This is a genomic window from Rhodococcus sp. MALMAid1271 (assembly GCF_049195265.1).
In the GTDB taxonomy this organism is placed as follows: domain Bacteria; phylum Actinomycetota; class Actinomycetes; order Mycobacteriales; family Mycobacteriaceae; genus Rhodococcoides.
Window position 1 is genome coordinate 1 of sequence record NZ_JBMIRQ010000034.1, and the last position, 24,642, is coordinate 24,642.

The following is a 24,642-nucleotide window of genomic DNA, read 5'->3' on the forward strand; positions in this document are numbered from 1 at the left end:
TGTGGGACACTTTCACTGGAAGTGCCTTTCCTGAGCTGGTGGATTTGTTGCGTGAGAACTCAAATCATCCCAGTTCAGGGGGCACTTTCTTCAGTTAGACACTCCGGTCAATGGAAGTTCTATCGGTGGATTCAGGCTAAGAACATGCTCACCGAGTCCGCGAAATTGTCTGCCCACCCACCGACCTGAGCAGAGGATACGCCCGACACATCTCGCTCCAGCAAACCGTCGGCCGCGTTTGTGGCTTGCCCCTTCAGTTCGTACACCCACATGATCAACATGATCGCCGAACCCACATGAACCAGCGCGGCCGCAATCAACGAGCCGAAGGACAGCCAGATGCTCGTCGGCGGACCGTCGAGGTCTACGCGCGCCGCAGGCGATACCCCGCCGTAAGCGGGTTGCGGCGCACTCGTTGCGAACGGATCACCCACCGGCTGCGCCGGTAAACCGAATGGATCCGAACCGCGTGGAGGGTTCTGCGAAAAGTCGCGAGACGAACCGGAATCAGGAGGGAAGAACGTCACGATAGTGCCTTTCGAAGTGGACTGGAGGACGAAACTCAGATCAAAAAACTCCGTGCTCGGCCAAAACCCACCGAATCGGATCGACGCATCGGAATGGCGCTATACCCCGCGAATGAACGTTCTCGCCTACTGGCGAGTCGCCCAGCGCTGACACAGTGAAAAAACGCACAGGAACCGAATTTCCGTCGCCACGATTCTCGACTGCGGCGACAAGCGGGCCGGAATGCAACTTCAAAAGCAGGCTGCGAGCCTCGTGGTGCAGTAGCTGTCCATCATTCTCGTCGTACCTCTCGCCATTCATACTCGGATCCCGTAGGAACGCAGCACCGGGGTTCGACATGATCTGGCTCCACTCCGTCCCGTCAACCTTCCGAAGCGCCTGCAGCGCATCAAATTTGGAAAGAATGATTGCAAGCTTAGGGTTGCCGTTACCAATTCTCATCAACAGGCGGCTCAGTACAGTCTTTGGCTCTCCGCCGACTAACTGTTGACTCGGGATGAGATCCTGCAGCTGGTCCTTGACTTCTTGGACCTTCAGTGGATCGAACATGAAGAAAACACCGTCGGCATGAGCGAAGAAGTTGAGATGCACAGCATCGATTGCGGTGGACTCCAAGTCCTCGCCGGCAACGTCTCGAATGACGAGGTAACGACGAATTCCGTTCCAGGTACCCATCCCGAAGATGAGCGGCGTACGTTGATAGGAGCCTTCCATATCCGCTTTGTTGGTCGCAGGCATCAGACCACGTTCTTCGAACAGTGGCTTTTCATAATTTTCCTGATAAACCGATTGCGTGTCCATTGTCGAATAGTCGAACGAGGAACCCAGCCGCTCGGCGAGCTGTTCCAACTGCTTGACTACTACGGCAATGTACAAGCTCTTACCGGTGAATCGGGCTCCCGCCATGGCGACGCACGTTGCTTGAGCCTGTCGCCAACCTTCTGGGTAGAGGTAGTGGCACTCGGAGCAGACTTCTGGCGTCGCTTCGCTGCAAGTGGGACATGACGCCCCCGAGGGCGGTTGCCAGCCCTTCTTCGCATTCGCAGGCTGCCGCAATTGCAATATCGGCCCACTACTTACGGGCCCGCCGGTGTATGCCGAAGCGGCTGGATCTGGAATGGATTCGCAGCGTCCAGACACGCACATCCAGACGAAGTTCGTTGGATCAACCGTAGTGAAGCAGCGCGGGCATTTCGTCATCGAACGACCGCCTGCGCGCCACCGACACCATTGGGCACAGCACTTCTCACCAAGGACCGGACGGTTACCGCCAACGACTCACGCGATGACGAAAGATGAACTGCTGCTCGAATTCCCGCAGACGGGGGTTGTACCACTGTGATGTCGTCCGCCCATCTCGGGTCGATACTCTCGGTTTCGGACATGATGGCGACGAAATGCTGGTTTGCAGGACCGTACGACGTATCCGCTGGAACCCCGTCCGTAATTACGAACGTCGATGTTGCCCCGGGCCGGCCACTATTCGGAACCGATGAACTACGAAATCCGGCAACGAGCAAAGCCTGATGCAGTTCGTGCACTACCGTCGAACCGAGATCGCGCAGAGATTCGACTTCGATCCATCTTGGTGTGTCGCCAACCATGCAAATACGGGGATTTTTCTGCGGCGAAACAACCGTTGCGATACCGGCAATAATGTTGCACACTTCTTCGATGCTGCCGTCCCTCAGCGCTGCAAGCATGGATGCGGAGGAATCGACCGCAATATCGAGGCCAACTTGCACTGACTCCGGAAGCTGATCGACACCGAGAGCTAGTCTCGTCACACTGCGAGAGATGTTTCCTACCGGTCCCAGATCCAAATCCGGCTCCGAACGAAGAGCCGACACAGCGACTCCGTCGAGCGCGGAATCGAGAGAGGCAACGTCGACGTGCGTTTCACCTGACACGTCGATCGGACCGATCACAGCTCGATCTGGATCAGGATCGGAACGATCTTCGACTGTCAGCGACAGATGCAACGATGTTCCAGGCGCAAATTCAGTCGCCGAGCCAGCCGGAGTGACGCGAAGGACAGTCAATCTATCGATTCGGGGTAACACCATCAACCCGACAGTCGGCCGCACTGCACGAGGATCCGGCGATCCATCGGTCAGTGCGTGCATGTCGGCACCACCGGCACTTCCGGAAACAGTCAGCGACACCACCACGGGTTTGCGTGGGAATACAGCACGCCCAGTGCCTTCGAGTACGTACGTAGGCATCAGTACTTTCCTTCCGCGTTCGAGTTTCTGCGAGCGTCGGCATTGATCATGGTTTCCCTCGAAGTCTCGAGATAAGGCCGGCAGCGCCGAGCCCTCTTTCGTCCAGCCACTTTTTTGAGAACTTCCGATACTGCCCGAAAACCTTGTCCGCATCTCGGCCGTATGTTTCCGACACTCGCTTGCGATAGCCCACTTCAACACCGTCTGAGTCCGTCGGGCCACGGTAGGATTTGTCCTCGACCAGGAGGTCGACGACTGCGTCCAGAAGCGAGACCGGGCGGTCTTCGACGTCCTCGGTCAGTGAACACAAAAATCGCTCGGCCGGCATTGCTGCTTTCTTCTCCGGAGCCTCGTCACTCCCCAGCACAGCCGACTCGACCAACCATTCGACCTTTAAGTCCTCGGACCGAACCCAGGTGGCGAATTCCTTGACAAGCGCTGCCCTATCAGTCACTTCGGCTGCGCGAACAACGACTTTCGCGGCCTCCGGGACGGGCGCGTTGCCACCCGCATTCAGCATCTGAACCATGCTCAGCGCGGCTAGTGTCCGTACCACGTCAGGAGTTAGGTTCGCGGCGCCGAACTTCAGAACCTCCACGATCAGAGGCATCAAAGCTCGGTCTTGCAATTGCTGGCGCGTCTGGCTTTCCATTGCGGGCCAGCCTGGCCTCAAGCGAATCGAAGACAGGGCCACGGCTAAGTCGTCACGCGGGACGAGTTGAGCAAGGGGGCGTGCATAACTGATCCGATTGCCCTCCTCCACTGCCAAAGCCAAAGCGCGGATGCTGTCGCTCCAAGGTTCGAGTGCGAGGCTGGGGAGCAAGTATCGAGGTGGAATCGATCCCGGATAAGCACTGATCAAGCGGCTGAGCGCATCGACGTCCAACCGGGCCGCAAACACGGTGCCGAGATCAGGAGGCACGACCGCTTGGTTGTCAGATTGGTGAAGGACTCGCCATAAGACGAGCAGGTTGAAGTCGGACCACCTCGCACCCTCGATTGGATCGCCCATCTTCCAAGCAGCAAGTTCGGCTGCAAGAATAGTCAACGGCGAGGGGCCATCGCTGGATGGGTCGAGAAGGCTTCGATGCTGCGGTGGCACCAAATTGACCGGCAGTGACCATTCGAGAACCTGATGGGGCAACCTTCGACCGATCACACCACGCTGAAGGACCTCGGTGAAAGAGAGCAGCCTCCAGACCAGCTGTTCAGAGGTGCGCTCGCTCAATCTACCGAACTCGACGCAGAAACGGGGACCCAGCTCTGGGTCGGAAAGAACACGTACGACCAGCTTGTCGACGATGTCCTCGCATGACTCGAAAGGCGAGGGCGGGCGCGCGGCTGCCAGTGCGAATGTAGATTCTACGATGGGGGCGGCTGAATTTTGGTAGCCCCTACCGACACAGGAGGCCCGGAATAAAAGATCTATTGCACGCAGCGAGTACAAAGCTTCGTCCAAGGAAACCTCGTTCGCACTGCGCGATTTTTCGAGCAAATTCGAAACGAATAGTTCGACCGCTGCAGACAATCGTTGCGGCATCCATCCGGACCGCGGTGGAACAGCCGGAAACGGAACCCCTCCAGGCTGCAGCAACCACCTCGAATCGCTCAACGATCGCTCGATGTAAGCAGCCATGATCAGTTCGGCCGCGACCGAGTACCGCCCGTCGCGATCAGGCCGAACTGACCGGAGCTGAATCCAGCTGTCCGAAGCCGTCGTTCCGAGAGTGCGGTCGATCAGATCCGACGCAGGACCTACGAGAGCTGCTCGCGCCCTCAATCGTTCCGGCGCATAGCGTGCAATGACTGCCGCGGCTTCGTCGCCGACGTCGTCGTGTAGTTCTGGTGTGTCGGCAACCGCGAGCGCCAATGAAAGCGTCGCGTGCAGACTTGAATCTCCGAGTTCTTCCGACACCCGATCAAGCGCGGCCAAAACAATGTGCGCTGTCTCGGGTTCGATCAAGATTCCTTGCGCGATCACGGACCATTCGGTCACTGCAACAGTAGATCCCGCCTCCGTTCGATGTGCAGCACCACCGAGATCACCCATCGATGGCATCTCGTTCTCCGACAGCACGACAATTCCGTCGGTCGAGACCATCGACGGAAGGTCGGCGGTAGGTATAGCGATGAGGTGAACACCGCGACCCATCGTGGTCGCAACCCCGCTTGCTCGATCGAATGTCGACCAGTGAAGTGTGCGGGCGGTGCCGGGCGACGTCAGATGACTCACTGCGCCGATCCACAGCGCAGCGGAATCCGGTGTATCGGTAGCCAAGACCACCGGAGCGCCCCCATCGAGTGCAGCCGCCGCTGCATCGAGAAGGACACTGAGAATGCCCAGTCGCCAAGTATCCGGGTCACACAAGAAGTCGATGACCGACTCACGTGAGACCGACCTCGCGGCACGCGGAAGAGTGGCCGATTTGAGCACGGCGCTCGCTACTTCGCCTGCTCCGTAGGGCACCAGCCAATCCGCCGACCGCCATAGCTCGATGGGCCGAAGAGCAATGTCGGTGGCTTCTACATTTCGATCGAGCACGGTGTGTGCAAAGACATTTCCAGGACGACCCGATCCATCGGCACCGGCGGGCACTGTGTGCCAGTATCCGGCGCGCCCGTTGTCCAAGCTTGTGTACATCAGTCGGCGCGGAAAGTTCTCGACGTCCTCCGGTGTCGGAAACTGTGGTAACGGAGAGACAAGATCGAAGGTTGTGTTCACCCAGTACCGAAGAGCTTCGGATTCGACATCGGACAGCGATCCGGATGTCTCCTTCACCTGCCAACCACCGCTGATTCCGGTGCCGTCGTCGAAAGAAGAATACGTCAGTTGTGCGAATCGACTCGACGATGGCCGCGTAGCGGCGGTGACCGATTGCGATACCGAATCGCCCGAAGTTGTCGCGCCGATCTGGTTCGTCACGTCGAAAGGCCGCGGCGGAGTCGTCATCGGCGGCGGCCGTGCTGGAGCGTCAACTTCGCAACCGGCGGATCCAACAAAGCGAAGGTGGCCAGTCTGGCAGCAGGCATGGCGGCGAACAATCGAACGAACCCAACTCTGTCTTTTACGTCTGCTCGAAATTGCAGACCATCCGCGCGGGTCGAAAGTTTAGGCAAGACGAATTGCTTTGCACCACCAGCAGTCTCGTTGTTGCTCGCGAAAACCTCCAACGCCACACCGTCACGCGCGTTCAATGGCAATCGTTCCTCGTTGTGAATCAGAACGAAGGGCGGAGATCCTTGGACGTCTGTCTCTGCCACAACGCTGATTGTCATCGACGTTGGTTTACCCGTGACGTTCCGTGAAATATTGGCATCGTAAAACACTCGGAGCAGTCCTGGGTAGTCCACCGTCACCGGTTGACCGTGAATTCGCTCGCCTGAGGCGAACGCCACGGGAATCAGATGGAGCGAACAGCCGGCTTTCGGTAAGGCGTGGGCAAAGTGCAGACCTCCGAAACGCTCATACATGCCCGATGAGATTTCGATCGGATGACCACCCATTCCCTGTTCGGCCGACTGGCCTCGTGCGCCGACGTGAACCAGAACAGCCGCCGCGCCCGCAGGCCACGCGAAAGTGAGAATCTGTTTGTTCACTCGCTCGACCACTTGGGCATGTTCGATAACGCCCGTCCGGGTTGCCGAGATGGTCGCTCCAACTTGCACTTTGTCGCCCAAGAACGTAACAGCGGTGAAGTAGGCCCGGTTCCAACCACGCGGCCACGGAACATTCGTCATCATGCTCGGTTGTCCGGCTCCGCCCCCTACGATCGGGTGTGAGAGCTTGTTGTCCACCGCCAATCCCGTGGACGCAAGGGCCGCCTCAGGCAAGGAAGCACTGTCCGCTCCTGCGTTCGGTCCACCGACAGTTCGGTAGATCGCAACCCGTCCACCTGCCGGCGCGGTCCACGTCAGATCGAACTGAGGGTCGTCGTCTCCGCCGTGTACCTGAACGGCCAGGTCGGAAATCTTGGCGAGTACCGCGGAGACCAACAACTCGGTCTGGCTGTGAGCCGAAAGCCTGGTGGTTCCGTCGACAGTGGCCTCGGCTCGCACTCGATACAGGTAGCGTTTTCCGCGTTCTGCCGATCGGTCGACAAAGCCGCCAAGATTGGGCTCACCGGCAGAGATTCGATACTGCGGGTCGTCGCCACCGAAGGCCGCCCGCTCGATGGGAATTCGGTAGACCTGGACCGCCGACGTCCCCTCGAAAGCAGTCCATTCGCCGATCACCCGTCCCTCATCCTCGCGGATCTGAACATCTCGCACCGGACTCACGACGGCAGTCTGTGCATGTAATACCGCTTGCCCTCCCGTAGCGTCGTCCACATCGAAACCAACGTTGGCCCAGACCTGAACGAACCGCACCGCGGCATCCGGTTCACGAGAATCGGATACCTTGGTGTCGATCGTAGCGCCGATGTAGTCCGCTCCTTCTGGTGTGTAAGAAGGGAATTCGCTCTTGGACACCAGGCGGTACACCACCACGTCTCCATCATCGGCGTCGTACGCCGGCCAACTGAAAACGGTCCGTTCGCCAGTGTTGTTCGCTTTGATGGGATGGACCGTCACTGGTACCGATGAATAGTCGAATTCTTCGAAGTCTTCGTTCGTGAGGTCCAAGAACGTTCCGACCGGTGCGGCGGTTCGTCGAGTCCGGCCACCTTCTGCCGACGTCCTTTCGGTCGATGTACTGACAGCAATATCTGCCGGATCATCCACGGTGGCTGATCTCGCAGTATCGGCTCGTGCAGGCGGTTCTGTCTCCCCCACAAAATCGGCAAGCACCTTGGCGATCTCAGGTGCCAGAACCCGCTGTGATTGCGGCAGCATCCTCTCGATCGCGCCCGCAGATGTCTGCTTCGATCGCAGAATCTGGTTGAGTGTTGATTCTTTGAGTGCGGCGACGTCGTCACGTCCATGCGCAATGGCATTGCGGCGCCACATCTTCAGCGCGTCGAGTGCAGTTGCCGGCACCGCCGTAGACTGACCTGAGTTCCCTTCCGGTGCACTAGACACTGGCACCACCGAACCCTGAGCGGGAATTTCCACAGGCAACATCAGTTCGTCGGGCAACTGCGCGACAGGATCGAACACTCCCATCTTTACCTGATGGAGCAACCATTCCAGGGTCTTTCGCCACGACTCGATCCCTTCCTCGCCGAGGTCGTACGGGACTCCGTTCGCGACAGCAATGGAGTTCAGCGATTGAGCGGACGGAGTTCGGTGTCCGCGCGCGTCCGACTGCTGTTTCCAGTGCAACAACGTTTCGAGTCGTCGCTGAGTCTTCAATGCAGTCATCGACTACCTCCGCACAGTGCATGAAATCAGAAAACATAGGTTCCGGACCCAGGTGGCTCCGATGTTGGGTGAGTGGGGCCCGGGTCCGGAGACCCTGTCGGCTCCTCCCGCAGGATCCCGAAAGGATCTGCCTCAGAGGTTGTCGTGGTCGTTTCGTTCGAGTAGTCGAACGCCCACCCACCGCTCCCTTCCCCGGATCCCGCTTCACAGAACCGGAACTGAAACTCGGGAATCGCATCGCTGAGTTGCGTCAGGATTGCGAGCGCGCCGAGACCGTTCTTCACGGAGTTGCGAACGTTGGTCGTGACCCGCGCATCTCCGGCAGCAGTCGCGGTGTCCGAGAACAATTCGTCGTCGAAGTACTGAACACCCTGTTCGCCGGACTCCAGTCCCGCCATGAACTCGAGAATCGGAACCTGTTGGCGCATTCCGTCGGCAACAGTCTCGACGTGATCCACAAGTGATCTACCCACCTCGGATTCGGGGGTGACGAGAGTGGAGAGAACGCGCTGCCATAGCGCGTCCGAACCAGTTACCGTCAGTTCTCCGCGAGCCAACCGACTCGACCAGATGTCCAGTGCCGATCCGGAATCCTGACCTTCCTCTGCGAACAGAAGTTTGGGATTTTCGCGGATGTCCTGACCCAACGCACCCAATCGTGCGCCCGCTCCACGAATCAACTCGGTCCAGACCGGCGTGAGCCAGCCCACCGAGAACAGATCCCGCCGTACCTGCAAGCCGGCATCGGCCACCGAATTGGCTGACGGGCTTGCCCACCCCACCTTGGTACTGAGCGGCAATCCGAAGCCGATCAACGGACGCGACGAAGCGGCCGACGATTCCGGACCGAACGGCTCGCGTAGCAGAGTGCCGATGGATTTGCTCCATGCGAGATACTGGCCGTACCCAGCACTCAGTCGGTTCAGATCACGCATCGCGGTTCGAAGATTCAACTTGTCGGCCCCAGCTTGTGCTGAATCCGATTGCCGTCTCGCCATCTCCTGGAACAGTTCTCGTTGACCGCGCATAAACGTCACCATCGAAACAACCACCCACGCTAAGACTGCGCCGATCATCAGGCCTGCTCCCCAGACCGCAGCAAGGACCTTGAAGCCAACGGCGACACCGAGTCCGACGATGACGACCACCAATACGCCGGCGAATATGTTCATGAGTAGGGCCAGCTTGCGTTGACGCCTTCCCACGTCGCCGGACATGTCCTGTGCGTCCTGCCGGGCCTTGTCTCGGGCCATGATCTCACGTATCTCGATTACGAGACGCGTGATCGAATCAACCATGATCTTGCCGACCTGAGACCCGTAACTTCGGCCGTAAGTTGATGCCCACGCGTGCAATTCGGTCATGGCCGCACGGGCTTCAACACCCACCCGCGGATCGCTTTCGGCCCCCCGCAGCCGCTGAAGTAATTCAACAATCGCGTGGACGTCGTTTGCCGACACCGATTCGATGCCCACGATAGCGGCAACAGAACTGGGAACCACGAAAGTATCCCGTTCCGAAGGGACGCAGTCCGAGACTGTTCTCAGCACCCCTCGGTTCGATCCCACCTGAATCGGTGGTAATCCGTCCGCTCGTTCTCCGCCATCAGCCAGAGTCATCGCACCATTGGCGTAATCCCTCCACAGCTCCGAAAGATCGGCGCGCGCTTCGTGCTCGTAGCGCTCGCCGGGCTCGGCCAATACTTCGCTGATCTGTTCCGCCGCAGCGTTCAGATCCGCCATATTCGCGGGAGTGCCGTCTGCCTTGTAGCCGTTGAAAACCACCGCATAAGACGACTCGGCTGAGCCGTAGACAGTCGAATGGACGGCACTGGCAACAGCGGACGACGTTCGCCGCACCAGGCCTGCGTACCACTCTGAAGGAGCGTTTCGGAGAGAGGCAATCATGAAGCCGAAGAACATCTTGATTGCCTGCAGAATGCCGATCGACTTCGCGACGACTTTGCCAGGGACCACGCGGTCGCCTCGCAGCACGGCCCGGTGTTTCGTCCACAGGGCCTCGGCCATCTGTCGTGCGGCGCGAGGTGAATCGTCGATGTACGACACGGACATCCCGCGCTGCCGCGGCAAGGGAAGCGCGGCCGAGGAATCGAACACCTGGCGGCGCAACTCGTTCTCGGCAGTGGTCGCATCGAACCGGCGATAGAAGGATCGAACAACCCGCAATACCGGCCCGGGCGGTGGCGATGCTCCATCGATCGGTGAATGTTCGATATCAGCCCACATACCAAGCGCGCTGGAGATCGCTGGTGCCGCATGGCGCCCAATGACAACTTGGTCATCAGTCTCGGGCAGCAACACATGTCCGCTACCTGGACCACGTGAATCCTCCGGTGCAATCAAAAGGTTGTGCCAGCCTTCGACGACGGCCGATCTCACCCTCGGACCGCCACGACGGGCCAGAATGAGACGCACGCGGGTCACGGCAGCGCCCCCGGAGGACGACTCAAGGAGCTCGCTCAGCTCCTGATGCGTAACGGCACTGGGGACGTCGGCAGCACCGAAAAGCGGAACCAGCACTCCGAGCCGAATGTGCGCATAACTACTGGCGGCCAGGACAGTTTGCAGAGCGGTTCGGAGACGCCTGCCACCGACGACGTGTGTTGCCAGAGCCGCCGAGCGGTTGACGTCGTGCTCGTACACCCACAGAAAGGGATCGATCAATCCCGCCGCCGACAGGTCCTGCAGGACATCCAGAACGCCCTCCGCCGTGCCCTTTCGGACGAGAAGCACTGTCAGGTTGTCCATATCAGAACGTTCCCCCCTCTGGCATCGAGATGCTCACCGCTCCCAACCCACCGCTTCCTGCTGAAGCGCCGAAGACATCGTTCGGGTTGAGCACTGCACGTTCGGCAGAGTCCTTCGCCTTCTCGACCACGTTGATGAGTTCTGTTGTTGCCCAAAGCACATCGGGTGCGAGATCACGGAAGATAGGCGTTTCAGAAGCCAGTTGACGCGATTTGATGATCGAGAACTGCCCGCCTCCCCGTGCACCGTTCACACCAGCTTCGACGAAATGATTGCTTGCAAGGTCTCGAACCGTCCTCAACCATCCAAGCGCCGCGGTTGCCCTTCCTTCCACATCGGTCGCCTCGACGGCCGCAGCGATGCGGGACGGTTTACCGCCCTCGGTGACGCCAGTGGCGAGCCACGGAACGAGCAATGCCGTCGCCGACGCATCCAAAAGGCCTTTGGCGGGATCATCGGACGTGGAGTCGTACAGACCCCGCAGGACGTGATACGGCAGCAGCGAACTCATGGCCGGCGACTGGTGAGACTGAGCGAAGGCCACCAGAATGCTTTCCATAACGGCCGGCAGCCAGTCGTAGCTAGCAACGAACCGACGGGGAGGAGTGAGCAACGGATAGGGGAAGTTCAGCCATCGGGACTGCGCCGCATCCCAAATCTGAACCGGCTGGTCGAACGGCGCATCCGGAATCTGGATGCGGCCGACCATTTGCCCGAGGAACCAGCCGGCCGTCATGGTTCGACGTTCCTCGTCCGCCATCGGTAGAGCCGCATCGAGCGGGCGGGCCCGTCGATAGCGCCAGAACGACTCTCGCCCTTGCTCCGATGTTTGCGCCCATTGCTCTGCAACAGGCTTGAGAACAGACGAGAAGGCGAGAGGCGAGTAGTTCGGGTAGGACCCGAAGATGTCGATCTTGGTGAGCCCGGACTCGTCGGTGAGCGACGATTGGAAGTTTTCCTTGGTGGCCTGGTCGATGCGCGGGTTCGACTCCAGAATTCGCTTGAGGTCCTCCTCCAACGAGATGCCGCCGAATGGGATGGCCGAGTACTTGTAGCGGTACTCGAGCTGCGCTCCGTTGTGCAACACGCGCAAGGCTTCATCGCTGACGGTGGCAAGCGGTCGCGCAAGGGACAGTGCTTCCGCGAACTTCACCGCGATCGAGCTGCGCCGCTGCGCCAGTTCTGATTCCGGAGCATCGACGCCCTGCACATAGTCTCTGAGCGACACTCGAACGAAACGATCGAAAGATTCACCAGGACGAGCAACGAACTGGCGCGCACGATCGACGAGCTCCGCGGGGCGGCAATGAACGTTGAACTGAGCCAACGACGGCTGCCGCGGTTCCCCGGTGTGCGGATCGATAGTGAATGCCCGCGATCGCCACATCGCAGTCTGTTCGATCAAGCCGCCGGGTGGACGGTGCCCGCCGGTGGTTTCCCATAATCCTGAAATGACCTGTTTACCGGCCATGGGAACCGAATCGACGAATGTTGCGACGGCCGCGGCATCCGACACAGCGCGCGGCAGATCGACCGACTCGTACTGGCCTTTGAAATGAGACGAATTAGTGAGTAGCACTTCGTTGTTCGCTTCCGCGAAGCGGGCGTGGACGCGCTCGTCACTGTCGGACGGCCATGCCACGTATTGGTTTGTCGCGAGTCTCGCGAGTCCCAGGTCCGAGATCTTCTCACCGGTGGCATTCTCGAGCAGGCGCTGAGCTTCGCTCATCGCGTCCAGAAGCGGTGTCAGGACTTCGGTAGTGATCGCCGCACTGGCTTGGCTGACGTATCCAGCACCTCGCGCGTACAGGTGCGTCCGGACTGCCGTTGGATAGGAGCCGATCACTCGGTCGACAATTTGGTTACCATTGGGGATGGTCTTTTTCAGCATGCCCAAAGTGGGTTCGACATCCTGCGGAATCGCGGATACATCACCATCGGCGTGAGTGGTCAGATCTCGCGTCCCGGGAAGGATGACGTCTGCAAGGTAGAAACGCACCCGCTCCACGAGAGCGATGGCGTAGGGAAGACCTACCGAAGCTATTGCGTCTGCCGCTGCCGACACGCACCGATCGGCAAGTTGTTGATGCCAGGTGAAGGCCCAGTTGTAGGCACCGGCTTGTATGGTCTGATTCATCGCGTCGCGGCGTCCACGAACGGCGTGCCGAAGCATCGGGACCCACTGTGCCGCATTCATTCCCTCTGGCGCGGGTAGAAACGGACGCAGCTGCGTATCGATGACATTCGCGACGAGTGCATCCGCCGATTGGCGGTCCATTGCCACTGTGGCCAACCACTGACCGACACCCTGACCCTGTGCCCCCGCGCCGATCAGTGGCAGCCCGATCGACATGAGAACGTTCGGCCACTGGCTGTCGAGGAGCGCGGTGGCTTGTTCGACAGAGGACGCGGAATTGCCCTTCTGCAAGTGCCCATGAAGAAGCTTGTCTACGCTCGCACGAGCCAGCCGCTGGGACGAGTACTCGGCGTAGCGATCACGCCCCATGCTGAGACTGGAGAATCCATACGAACCCCACGGCAGCGGGTCCCAGAGTCGATTTCCCCATCCGAGATAATTTCGATTGCCGTCGGGCGACGCAGTGTTTGCCAGGTCGAACGACACGAACTGATCGGTGGCTTTACCGCTCATCATTAGTCCAGCCAAACCTCGGGCCAATCCTCGATACACAGCGTTCTGGGATCCGTCACCGAAAATTGCCCCTTCGGCTCCGACCTTGCGTCCGACCGGAAATACTCGAGCAAATGGAATCGTTTCACCCCGACCGTTTCCCAACCCGAGAGCCGCCAATGTGCGCACATCGTGGCGTCGAGCGGAGCCGGTCTGACTGGCCACGATCTCGCCGAGCATGGCGAGGGCGTTGGCTCGAACCCCGGTCCGCGCCCCGGCAGGCAAACTGTCGAAGATATCGGGCGTCACCATGAAGACGCCCATTAATTTTGGATCCAAGCCCTCGACGAGGGTGAGGAGCCTGCAGATATCAAGAGCCATGGACGCGCCCGCCCCACCCGCCATCGACGAGACCACGAGGACAATCGGCGGGTCGTTCGGGTTGTAGCCACCTAGTCCGGGAAGAGAGAGGTTGGTCATCTCGGACCGTGTCGAGTCGTGCGTCAGCTGATTCCACGCGTTTTGCAGCCGGGCATGAATATCACCGGCCTTACTCAGCGTGATCATGCGACCGATGGCGCGGTACTGACCTGCACCCGCCGAGATCGGAATCGGAACTTGTTCAGGCTCTCGAGGCGCCCACGTCGCGGTGGTGTCCAGCATGGATCCGAGACGCTGACTCAACGCGCTGTCGAGCATCGAGTAGCTCGTACCCTGAGGGCCGCTACCGAAGTAGCTTCCGCCCTGGGCCTCGACACTCGCCAGCCCTTCCGGACCGTTTTCGGAACCGCTCGGCACGTCGATGTGAACGAATTTCCAGCCGGCCGGAATGTCGTCCACACCGTGAGAGGCCAGATCGGATCGCAGCTGATCCATCATGTAAGACAGGGTCGCTCCACCGGAGCCGCCACAGCCGACGATGAGAAAACGCCTCACGAGTTACCTCCAACATTGATGCGCCACAGCGCATTGAACGATTCAAATAAAGTCAGTGCGACCAAGCATCTCGTCACCATGGGTTAGAACCTCCGCTCGTTGGACCGAACGGATCCGCACGGGTGTCGGGTGCCCCGAACGGGTCCGACATCGGTGCAGGCGGCGCGCTGCGCGGTGCATCCGAACTCGACGACGTGCGCGTATCCGACGGAGGAGGAGGTGTCGACGGCGACGTGTAGGGATCCATCGAGGCCCCGAACGGATCGCTGCCTCCACCGAACCGATCTTGCTGCGCCGTATCAGGCCCCCCGCCGCCAAAGGGAGCAGACGAATGAGTCGAGCCCGTCGATACCTGGATTCCTGATCCTTCCGCCGCGGCCCGTAGTTCCGTCAGCAGTGCCGGTAGACGTCGCGTCAAGTCTTCGACGATCTCATTTCGCTGCTCCATCGTGGTCAGTCCACCGGCAAGGAGAATCACGTTCGCAGCATCGGCCGGTCCCGCGGGGTCGTGCGTCAGCAACCACTTGTTGTGCACGGCGAGGCTCATACGTGCTCGGGGCGGCTTGCCAAGGTAGGCCGGTGTATCGGACGACGCACTGATCGAAGGCGACTTTTCCGCCGCTACGTAACCCGCACCGAACGGAGAGCGTCCGACGTGGGTCTTCAGCGTGACCGATCCGACCGTTAACGTTCTGGCCGGCTTGTGCAGGCCCTGCACTGGCGTCACCAAATCTTGATCACGCAGAGCGAACGGTATGCCATCGCGCATCACCGAGCCTGAATCGACGGTGATCGGAATCTGCTCCGCAGTCAGTGGGAGGTTCGGGATTCTCGAGGTGAACCACTTCGCGACGTACAGGAACAAGAACGGCAGACCGATTCCGACGATCATCGTCGCAATCAGCGCCCCGATGAACACAGGTTCGTTCAGCGGCTTCGTGAGTTGGGCCGTGAAGCGAACATCCTGCGGCACTGCCAGACTCAACTCCTCTGTCGGTGCCGCCATGACCTTGATCGAGCCGTTGACAGCGCCTTTGGCATCATTCTGTGTTTCGAGTTCGACACTCAATTCGCCGGTCGCACCCTCGGCAACCGACACACAGTTGTCCATTGAATTGCCGTTGGGAGAGGACAAGGCCATTGAGCCGACGCCGTCTGGGCTGGTCACGAAGGAGGCCGATTCGGCACCATCGATCCACACACATCCGGGGCCGTTTACGGTCAACGCACCGACAGCTGTACCGGAACCCTCGACGCCTCCGAAGTCGATGAGCCCCGCAACCGTCGGATAACCCACCGGCGCAGCAAGTTCGACCGGAATATCGACAACCCGAGGGGTCAACTCAGTCCCCGGTTGCTCAACACCGTTCGGATCGGTCGCGCCCGCTGTCGTCACCGCCAACGTGAGCCGAAGGGTCCCCTGTCCGGGATCGACTCCGGTCAAATCCAATTCAACGGTCCGGCCGATATCTTCTTTCGAGAGACTAGGCGAAGCAGCGAGAGTGTCGCCCGTCGCTCCGACCAGCTCCGCAGACAACACGGCATTACCTAGAATTCGCTGGGGATCTACTGCAACTCCGGTGCCGTCGACCATTCCCAGCAAGATGTCGGTGACCTTCTCGCCGCTGCGCAGGGTCGTGTCCTGCATATTGCTCCAGACGGGAAAGAGCCCGCCCGAGATGTGGATGTTCGTCTTCGATCGCGCTGACGAGGAGGCTGCCGTCGGATCGACGAATGCTACAGCCCAGACCCCCGACCACTGACCGCCCTGGCCCTTGGCCATTTCGATCCGGACCGTTCTGTCCGACTCCCAGTTGAATGTCACTGCGGCACCGTCGACCGTTGTCGGCGGGGCACCGATTGGTAGGGGAACTACTTGACCCGCGGGCCCGACCAGATTCGGCTCCAAACCTGCAACGTCACTGGATGCGAGCACGTCCACCGACGCGATCGAGTCATCGAGCACGAACCGGTGCTTCGCGTCTTCACAGACCGTCCCTTGGCACACACCTGCGTCGGTCGTAATGGGCGCTTGGCCCGGCGTACTGAGGGCGTCGAAAGCGAACAGCAAATCGTCGAGATTCTGCGCAAGGTAGAAGTCTCCCGGGCGGGGTGAGGTGATAGCCCCGCACGCACCCTGCGGACTTGGTTCACCCGTCACGATCGCACGCATCGAGTCGAAGTCGCTCGGCGTTGCGGTGCCGTTCGCCAAACCAATACCGAAGATCGAGATTCCCGAGGATCTGACCTGATCGGCAATGCCACCATCGCGACAGATCGAAGCCAAGGCCACATCGACGCCTTCACGGACGGCGTCATCAGAGTCCATGACCAGTCCAGGAGCAAACGGGCGTTCGAGGCCCGGTCGCGGATCGAAGTCCAACTTGCCGTCCGAAAACCAGGCGATTGCCTGGCATCGAGGGGCACCTTCGGGGCCCGATCCACGTTCGGCGAGAAAAGCCCGCGCATTATCGAGGGCGGTCCAGTAGTCGGTATCGAGGCCACTCCTTCTACCAGCGAAAGCATCGACCGCCGCCCGCAATCCGCCGAGTGTCCCCTGAGACGCTGAGGTCCATGCCAAAGACGGTGTGAAGTCGGTCGAGAACCCGGCCACAGCTACATCGACACCTACCTGCGCGGTGTCAGCAAATCTGGTGAGCCGATCGAGCAGGTAGTTCGCTGCCGTGACGCGCGCGTTGTTCGGGTCCGACGACTTCAGGCTGCCGGACTCGTCGATCATCAAAAGCAGGTTGCCCTGCTTCTGCCCAGCGATGCAGGCACCGAAATTGTCGACGGCAGTGGTGGCTTCGGCAGGCGCTGCCGGTGGCGGCTGTGCGGCGGCGATGGGCAGACAAGCCGAGATTCCGACAAGGGCAACGACAACCAGTGCGCGCACATGACTTGCTCGACGACTCATAGTCGCGCCGCCCAATCAGCGATGAGCCAGGAGCAGAGCCCGACGCCGATGAACGCAACCGCGAGTACAACCCAGTAGGTCGGGACAGCCCAACCGGACTGGGAGTAGAAGGGCTTTGCACGCTGCTTGGTATCGGACATCGTGTGAGCGGCTAGAAGACCGATCGCGAGCGGACCTGCTACGGCCCAACCTGCGAATGCGAAAGCCGCGCTGGTCAAGCCGAAGTAGGCGAGGGCGATACCAGCCACCGCTGCAACTCCAGCGAGAGTGCACCACAGAATCGGAGGGGAGGCTGTTTCGTCGCCGTAAGGAATGCCGGCGGTGGTTGATCGCTGGCCGAAGCCGTCGGTACGACCGTAATCGGGGTCTGGTGATCCGAAAGACTGAGACCCGCTGACTGTGGTGGCAAAAGGATCGAATCCGCCTTCAGAGGAGTCGGTGGACGGGTGACCGTAGACCCCACCCCGACTTTGTCCACCCTGCGGTTGAGAGTTAGGCCCAGGTGACTGAAAGTCACTGAAGTCGAATGGGTTCGATGAGTTAGCCAAAATAGCGCCCTTCTAGATCATGCTGCTCGCGCAGCCGAAAACCGGCGCCATTGCCAGCGAGAGTTTGACACAACGTTTGCCGATCGCGAGGTTCATCGGACCAATAAAGTTCACGGATCAACACCCAAGATCGGCGCGCATGTACCTGGCGAAAATTGTTCTCAGTACCCGGGCCGCGGGTCGAATCCAGGATCCGGGAGTGTCGGAGGATCAACTGGAGCCGGAGGCTCTGGGGCCTGCTCAGCTGGAGCTTGCCCCACCGGTGCCTGTTCCACGGGAGCCTGTTCAACCGAAGCGGGCGCTTCGTCGATCGACGGCAGGACCTCGTCGGAAGGCGGACTGATCGCGGCGGGTATTGAGACGGTCGTACTCGTCGCAGGAGCCAACGTCGTCGTGGAAACAGCCGCCGTCGTCGAAGCCGGCGTTGCCGCGTCGTCGTCTCCACAGGCCGTCAGGAGTATTGAAGCAGACGCCAAAAGCACGGCGGCGCTATATTTTTTTGCCGTTTTCATCGATCCATTCTTTCGTCGTTGGGGTTCGACGATAGAAGACGCTACAGCACAGATTCTCGCCATGGATCCCCTTCCCGACACGCTATTCGCAGCCTCGGAGTGTCAGACGTTTGACCGATATCAATTGCTCCAATCACCATGGGATACTGACGGTTCGTGCGCGATGCCACCAGCATGAAGCAACCTCAGCCGATCTCTGTATTGACAAGACAGAAAGCACTTCGTCACCTATGAGCTCCAGAGCTACCCGAATTCTGATCGCGACGCTGACAGCATTCATTGCCACGTCGGCATTTCCCTCCGGACCGGTTGCCATGGCTCAGCCGACTGAAGGCAAGCGACTCGTCACCATGGGCGATTCGTTCACAGCCACGACGCCACTTCTTGCCGACAAAGCTGGCTGTGTTCACCCAGACACCTCCTGGCCGGCGCAACTCGCCGGGAGCATTGGATTGGCAGGGACCCCGGACTTTCTGGACGTCTCGTGCAACGGTGGCTCGATCGACACCGGCACCGGCTGGACTTTGCTACAACAGGCCCGCGAGGCCGTCAAGCAAGGGGCATTCGGGCACTCGACCCGGACCGTCCTCATTCAAGTCGGTCTAAATGACACCTGGGGCAGTTCCCAAGCAACCGCATTCCCGTCGGTCGATTGCTTGATCGACGTAGTTCGCGGCTGCGGGATGGATGCGGTTGAGCAGGGGCGAGTTCCCGACTCCGGTGCCGTAACAGGCCAGTCCTACGCGGATCGCATACGGCCCGTAGTCGACTACATTTCCTTCTACGCACCCAACGCCCGAATCGGAGTAGTGGGCTACCCCGAAATCTTTCCGACAGGGCAATCGAACGCCTGCCTGGAACTTCCCGGCAACGGGCGAGTGGAGCAGGGACGGGCAGAAGGTTACATCGCGTTCCTGGACCGTCTCGACGACGCCCAGCACGGTGCCGCCACAATCCTAGGCATTGATTTCGTCGACACGCGAGCGTTGACTGCAGGCCATGGCAGCTGCTCTGATGACTCCTGGGTCGGCGGCCTGACCGATCCGAACTCTCTGTCTGTCGGTGCCCCAATCCACCCGACTCCGCACGGCAACGCTGTTCTTGCTGACGCGCTGCGGACACAGTTCACACCGTAAGTTTCGATGACGTCACACGTAGGCGAGCTGGCCCGACCTAACAAGCTGCCGTCACTCACGGGCGCTCGATGGTGGGCAGCGTTCGCAGTGTTCATTTTGCACGCCTTGGTGTTCCTGCCGGTGTACCCGTTCCAGAAGTCGGACCTGTTTGCCACAATCCACAGCTTCATTCCCATGCAGTTGGGCGCTGCGGGAGTCACATTCTTTTTTGTGCTGTCAGGGTTCGTGATCCATTGGTCTTTCAGACCGGGAACCTCGATCCTACGGTTCTACTGGCGTCGAGTTCTCAAGCTGTATCCGACGCACCTGATAGCGGCCTTGGTTTTCATCCTGGCCGCCTCGGTACCGCTGTCCCGCTTCGTGGTGTGGGTCCCCAACCTTCTGCTCATCCATACATGGGTTCCGAAATGGACCACGGTCGGAGGACTGAATGTTCCGTCGTGGTCGCTGGGGGCCGAGGTCCTGTTCTATTTCACGTTTCCGTTGTTCCTGCCATTGGTGATGCGGATATCGACTCGCCGGCTCTGGTGGGCACTGGCGGCGGTTATTCTCGCGATTGTGGTCCTGCATACGATGTATTTCTTGTTGATCGAAGGGCCCAAGGGAATCGGGAACACCTTTGCACCGCGGCTTCTCCCCGGTGAGGACTCACCACGGTTCGCGATACACGCTTCACCGGCGTGGTTCGCTCAACCGGACATACCGGTGTCACCCTCCTACTGGCTGAGCTACACATTTCCACTGTCGCGATTGCCGGAGTTTTTCCTAGGTGTTATCGCGGCCCGACTCGTACGAGAAGGTTTGTGGACCAACGCAAGGCTGTCGCTACCGATGTTCGCCCTCGCCCTGTCCTACGCAGCTACTTGGTTCGTTCCGGTCAACTACAAAATGTCTGCGCTCTTCGTTGCGCCGATGACCGCGTTGATTGCCACTATGGCCGCCCGTGACCTTGCTGGAGTCCGTGGGATCAATTCGTCGAAGCTCATGCTCTGGCTTGGAGATATTTCGTTTGCCTTTTACATGATTCAGTTTCCCGTGATGGTGATCGTCACACGCCTGTTCATCGGAGGTAAACAGTTCTCGTTCACTGGATGGCTGGGCTGGACACTGATGTCACTGGCAATATCGGCTGCCGCTGCCGCGGCCATCTATCACTGGTTAGACACACCGCTGATGAATCGGTTCGCTGGCAGACGCTCTCGCGATCTCCAGTCTCACGCGATGACGCCTGCGGTGCATACCATGACTGAAAGTGTCCACAGATGACGACTCCCCCGCCGCCCCCTCCGCCACCAGACCCTCCCGACGACACTGAATTCGCCGCTGATTCGGGACCTACCTCGAATTCGATATCCCCATCCACGTCCAGCGTCGTCGGCTCTCCGTTTGCGACGACGTCCAACAGCACGCAGTACGCAAGCCCACTGTTCCTTTCGCCCCCGCAAGGACCTCGGGGAACTCGAAACCGGGCAATCACAGTCGCGGCAGCTGCGGCAGTCATCCTCGCCATCGGTATCGGATCGGCGTTGTGGTACTTCACTCGCACCGGCCCCACCGAAACCACCACAGCCGCTGGGGAATTGCAGGCGCTCGAGGGCGGGGCCGTCTTTACTGACGGGTCTGAAGTCACACGTCAACCGACGTCAGGAGCGCCACCTCCTTCGGAAACCGCGGTGATACCTGTTGGTGCTCGGCCCTGGGGAATCATTGTCGACGAATCGGCCGGCACGGCGTTCACCACCAATTCGGAGGACAACACACTTACCAGAATCAACACCATAAGCAGCACAGTCACGACGCTGCGAGCGGGCGGGAAACCGACGGCGATCGCGCTGGACGCAACGGCAAACATCGTCTACGTGACAAATGCGAACGACCGATCGGTGTCAATGCTCGACGGCACGACCGGTAGCTCGGTCGGGCTCATCCAGGTAGGGGCCGCACCGTACGGTGTTGCCGTAGCCCCCGTCGATCGTGTCGCGGTCGTCTCCAACTTCGACGAAGGAAGCGTGTCGATCATCGACACGGATCGACGCTCTGTCATCTCGACCCTCCCTGTAGGCAACAAGCCCTACGGTGTAGCGGTCGATACAAATTCCGGAATGGCTTTCGTCACAAACGCAGGTTCCGCAACCGTCTCTGTCATCGATATCCGGGGCCGGGCAGTCGTCGGAACGATCCCCGTCGGGCTCGAACCGTGGGGCGTTGCCATCGATTCCGAATCCGGCCGGGCCTACGTGACCAATCACGGCGAGAATTCGGTTTCACTCATCGACACGACTACTCGGTCCACAGTCGCCACAATCGGTGTCGGTGCAGCACCGGTCGGCATTGCGCTGGATGAAGATTCGCACACAGCGTATGTCGCGAACCACGGCGCTGACACGCTCTCAATGATCGATACAGCCACCAACCAAGTCTCAGGAACGGTCCGAGTGGGCGTCTTCCCGCACGGAGTTGCCGTGGCTTCAGGGAGTGGTTCGGTCTACGTGACCAACTACGATTCCAACACTGTCTCGGTCGCGCGCAGGTGACTCGTTGGACACGCGTTGCGCTCGCAGCGGCGTTGGCTGTCGGCATCGTATCGTGCAGCAGAATGCCTCCCTCGCAAATCACCGCGTCGCTTACGGAAACGACCGCCATTGTCCTCGAACCGGACACACGATCATTCGACCAATCGATGATATTCGACACGGAAATCAGCCCCTCCGTGGACAGCACGTTGCGGGTTATGGCTGCGCCCGGCGCCGTCGTACGAATCGAAACACCGAACGGTGTCTGGGAAAGAGCGTTCGGCAGTAGAACAGCCGGCGTCGATGACCCCATGACTGTCGACAGCCACTTCCGGATCGGGTCGATAACCAAAACCATGGTCGCCACCCTGATGCTCCAGCTGGTACGCGACGGCCGCATCCGACTGGATGACCCGGTTTCGATGTATCGGTCGGACGTACCGAACGGTGACCAAATCCCGATATCACAGCTCTTGGACATGCAGAGCGGCCTGTTCAGTTATACTGAAAGCTGGTCGTTCAACCAGACTCTCGACAACGAACCGGAGTACGTCTGGGATCCCGAAGACTTGTTGTCGATCTCCAACTCGAACTCTCCATACTTTCCGCCCGGTGGCGGTTTCCGATATACGAACACCAACACGATCCTGTCGGCGCTCATCATCGAGCAGATTACCGGCCAGCCGCTCGCCGCACTGCTCTATGACCACATTTTCAAGCCATTGGGTCTCACCGACACTACTTTTCCTGCGGCAGCTGACAATTCGATGCCAGACCCATACGCTCATGGCTACCTCTACGGCACCAACACCTCAGCGCTGTCATCGGTGGCACTGTCCAACGCCGAAGCCACAGCGGCGCGTGCTGGTTCAGAGCTTCCCTCCGATGTCACCAACCTGAATCCATCGTGGATATGGGCTGCCGGTGGTTCGATCTCGACGGCCGCCGACGTTGCCTCGTACGCCCGCTCTCTCGTCGGCAGCTCTGATCCGATCGGTGACGAACTTCAACGCCAGAGACTTGCAAGCGTCGAGCCTCGCGCAGTCGAGCCTTCGGAGATCGAATACGGTCTGGGACTCGAATCTTTCGGCCCGATGATAGGCCATGACGGAGCCATCCCCGGTTATCAATCGTTCATGGGACATGATCCCGACCGCAACATCACGGTCGTTGTGCTGTGCAATCTGCGCGATGGAGTTTCAGGGGGTAGGCCCGCAAATGAAATTGCTTACAACATCATTCGTTCCTTGTACCCTCGGTGATGCGCACCTGATAAAGAGCGTCCCCTAAATTCTTCAACAGCAAAATTCAACTGATCAGCGGACACCCACAACGAATACTCAACGCCGCCCGCTACATCCTTGCAGGCTTAGCGAGCTTGTTCTTTGCCGTCGGCGGCAACAACATCGGCCTGCTGGGTTGGCTACTTACCCTGGACTGCATGACATGTGGTCCATACATCGCCCTGCGCAAGAGCCCCTACCGAATCGCGTATGTACGCTATCTTGCGCCGATCTTCGGGCTCGGGTACTGGTTTCTGAATGCTAACGGACCCATTCGACGATGGTCACACTGTCAGCCGAACGGTGTAACTCTAGGCTCCCCACTATCCTTCTCACCGTGCATAATTGATAATTATGCAGTCGAGCGCCGTCGAAACGCTCATCAAGATGATGGACGACCTTTATGCACCGTGTCACCAAATCAGCCTTCCTCAGCATTGTCATCGCATTCATCGCCATCAGTGGCCTGGCAACCGCATGCTCATCTGAACCTGAGCGATCTGCTGCCGAGTTCTGCTCCGTGATGGATAAGCACAAGCAGCGATACCTGGCCAACATGGAGGCTGCAACCTCCAACATCGGCAACGAGAACTCCGCCATCGCGATCATCACCGGCTTGGGCCAGACGGCCTCTGCACTCGGCGATCTCACGATAATGTGGGATGAACTGTCCGCCGTTGCGCCCGATGATATTCGTGCCGACGTTGACAAAATCGCAAAAAACTACTCCGCACAGATGGATTCAGCCGGTGACTCGATGTCGAATCCACTCGGATCACTCGCGTCTGGCTTGACGTCAGGTCTGACAACATCCGGCTCGTACCAACGCGTCGACAAATTCATTGGTGACAACTGCGACGTAGGTAGCTGACTATGAGTTCCTTTGCCTCGACCGCCCTCAAGTACGGGCTGAACGCGCCCGTTATTGCAATCGGTCTGCTGATTCTGAGCATCACCGTGTTCGGCGAAAGTTCGCGAGACGATGTCTGCGATGGGTACACCGACGTAGTCGGTGAGCTGCAACTGTCGTTTCTGACCACCAATGCCATCCGCGATGCGGAAATCGAGTCGCTCGCTCAAACCGCCAAGAACTACAGCGCCGACCCAGACGTTCGGGACTGCCCCAGGTTTGGTTGACATCTGATCTGTGAGGATCGCTCCTCACGGTGGAAGGATGTTCACCATGCCGAAAGCGCTCCCAGAGGAGTTCCGCCGCGACGTCATCGCTGTTGCACGCAAGGGCGAGGCCCCATTGCGTCAGATCGCAAAGGACTTCGGAATATCCGAGGGCTGTCTGCATCGGTGGCTGAAGATCGCCGACCGCGACGACGGCATCGAACGAGGCA

General features: G+C 59.6%; 16 protein-coding genes. 7 read left to right on the forward strand and 9 right to left on the reverse strand.

The window, feature by feature from the left end; all coding sequences use genetic code 11:
- Window positions 1–131: 131 nt before the first annotated feature.
- The 9 genes from ACOQFP_RS01635 to ACOQFP_RS01675 all read right to left on the reverse strand — a co-directional run bounded on the left by ACOQFP_RS01635 (window position 132) and on the right by ACOQFP_RS01675 (window position 17,552).
- Window positions 132–434, reverse strand: a complete 303-nt coding sequence (locus tag ACOQFP_RS01635) for a hypothetical protein (RefSeq protein ID WP_421583238.1) — start codon at window positions 432–434, stop codon at window positions 132–134.
- Between the two features lie 133 nt (window positions 435–567).
- Window positions 568–1,434 (reverse strand): hypothetical protein, encoded by an 867-nt coding sequence (locus ACOQFP_RS01640; protein ID WP_421583239.1) that lies wholly within the window; start codon window positions 1,432–1,434, stop codon window positions 568–570.
- Between the two features lie 290 nt (window positions 1,435–1,724).
- A complete protein-coding gene (locus ACOQFP_RS01645; protein ID WP_421583240.1) occupies window positions 1,725–2,351 on the reverse strand; it encodes a hypothetical protein in 627 nt (208 codons plus the stop codon).
- A 448-nt stretch (window positions 2,352–2,799) separates the two neighbouring features.
- Window positions 2,800–5,703 carry a hypothetical protein gene (locus tag ACOQFP_RS01650; RefSeq protein WP_421583241.1) on the reverse strand — a complete coding sequence of 968 codons (2,904 nt, stop codon included), beginning with the start codon at window positions 5,701–5,703 and terminating at the stop codon, window positions 2,800–2,802.
- Window positions 5,700–8,054, reverse strand: coding sequence for a hypothetical protein (locus tag ACOQFP_RS01655; RefSeq protein WP_421583242.1), 2,355 nt, complete (start codon window positions 8,052–8,054; stop codon window positions 5,700–5,702). The genes ACOQFP_RS01650 and ACOQFP_RS01655 overlap by 4 nt, the downstream gene beginning before the upstream one ends.
- Window positions 8,055–8,080: 26 nt before the next feature.
- Complete coding sequence (locus ACOQFP_RS01660) at window positions 8,081–10,822, reverse strand: hypothetical protein (RefSeq protein WP_421583243.1); 2,742 nt, start codon at window positions 10,820–10,822, stop codon at window positions 8,081–8,083.
- Between the two features lies 1 nt (window position 10,823).
- Window positions 10,824–14,387: a tubulin-like doman-containing protein gene (locus tag ACOQFP_RS01665; RefSeq protein ID WP_421583244.1), complete on the reverse strand. Its 3,564-nt coding sequence runs from the start codon at window positions 14,385–14,387 to the stop codon at window positions 10,824–10,826.
- 73 nt (window positions 14,388–14,460) lie between these two features.
- Complete coding sequence (locus ACOQFP_RS01670) at window positions 14,461–17,304, reverse strand: vWA domain-containing protein (protein ID WP_421583245.1); 2,844 nt, start codon at window positions 17,302–17,304, stop codon at window positions 14,461–14,463.
- Window positions 17,301–17,552, reverse strand: coding sequence for a hypothetical protein (locus tag ACOQFP_RS01675; RefSeq protein WP_421583246.1), 252 nt, complete (start codon window positions 17,550–17,552; stop codon window positions 17,301–17,303). The genes ACOQFP_RS01670 and ACOQFP_RS01675 overlap by 4 nt, the downstream gene beginning before the upstream one ends.
- Before the next feature lie 922 nt (window positions 17,553–18,474).
- Here ACOQFP_RS01675 and ACOQFP_RS01680 point away from each other — a divergent pair.
- The 7 genes from ACOQFP_RS01680 to ACOQFP_RS01710 form a co-directional block, all read left to right on the forward strand.
- Window positions 18,475–19,500: an SGNH/GDSL hydrolase family protein gene (locus tag ACOQFP_RS01680; protein ID WP_421583247.1), complete on the forward strand. Its 1,026-nt coding sequence runs from the start codon at window positions 18,475–18,477 to the stop codon at window positions 19,498–19,500.
- 6 nt (window positions 19,501–19,506) lie between these two features.
- Window positions 19,507–20,766, forward strand: a complete 1,260-nt coding sequence (locus ACOQFP_RS01685) for an acyltransferase family protein (RefSeq protein ID WP_421583248.1) — start codon at window positions 19,507–19,509, stop codon at window positions 20,764–20,766.
- A 407-nt stretch (window positions 20,767–21,173) separates the two neighbouring features.
- Entirely contained in the window at window positions 21,174–22,034 is an 861-nt protein-coding gene (locus ACOQFP_RS01690) for a YncE family protein (protein ID WP_421583249.1), read from the forward strand.
- A 62-nt stretch (window positions 22,035–22,096) separates the two neighbouring features.
- The gene (locus ACOQFP_RS01695) at window positions 22,097–23,275 is read left to right on the forward strand and encodes a serine hydrolase domain-containing protein (RefSeq protein WP_421583250.1); all 1,179 of its coding nucleotides are present in this window, start codon (window positions 22,097–22,099) and stop codon (window positions 23,273–23,275) included.
- A gap of 424 nt (window positions 23,276–23,699) precedes the next feature.
- Window positions 23,700–24,167 carry a hypothetical protein gene (locus tag ACOQFP_RS01700; RefSeq protein WP_421583251.1) on the forward strand — a complete coding sequence of 156 codons (468 nt, stop codon included), beginning with the start codon at window positions 23,700–23,702 and terminating at the stop codon, window positions 24,165–24,167.
- A 2-nt stretch (window positions 24,168–24,169) separates the two neighbouring features.
- A complete protein-coding gene (locus ACOQFP_RS01705) occupies window positions 24,170–24,433 on the forward strand; it encodes a hypothetical protein (protein ID WP_421583252.1) in 264 nt (87 codons plus the stop codon).
- A 46-nt stretch (window positions 24,434–24,479) separates the two neighbouring features.
- Window positions 24,480–24,642 (forward strand): transposase (locus ACOQFP_RS01710; RefSeq protein ID WP_421583253.1); only part of this gene is annotated, 163 nt, incomplete at its 3' end.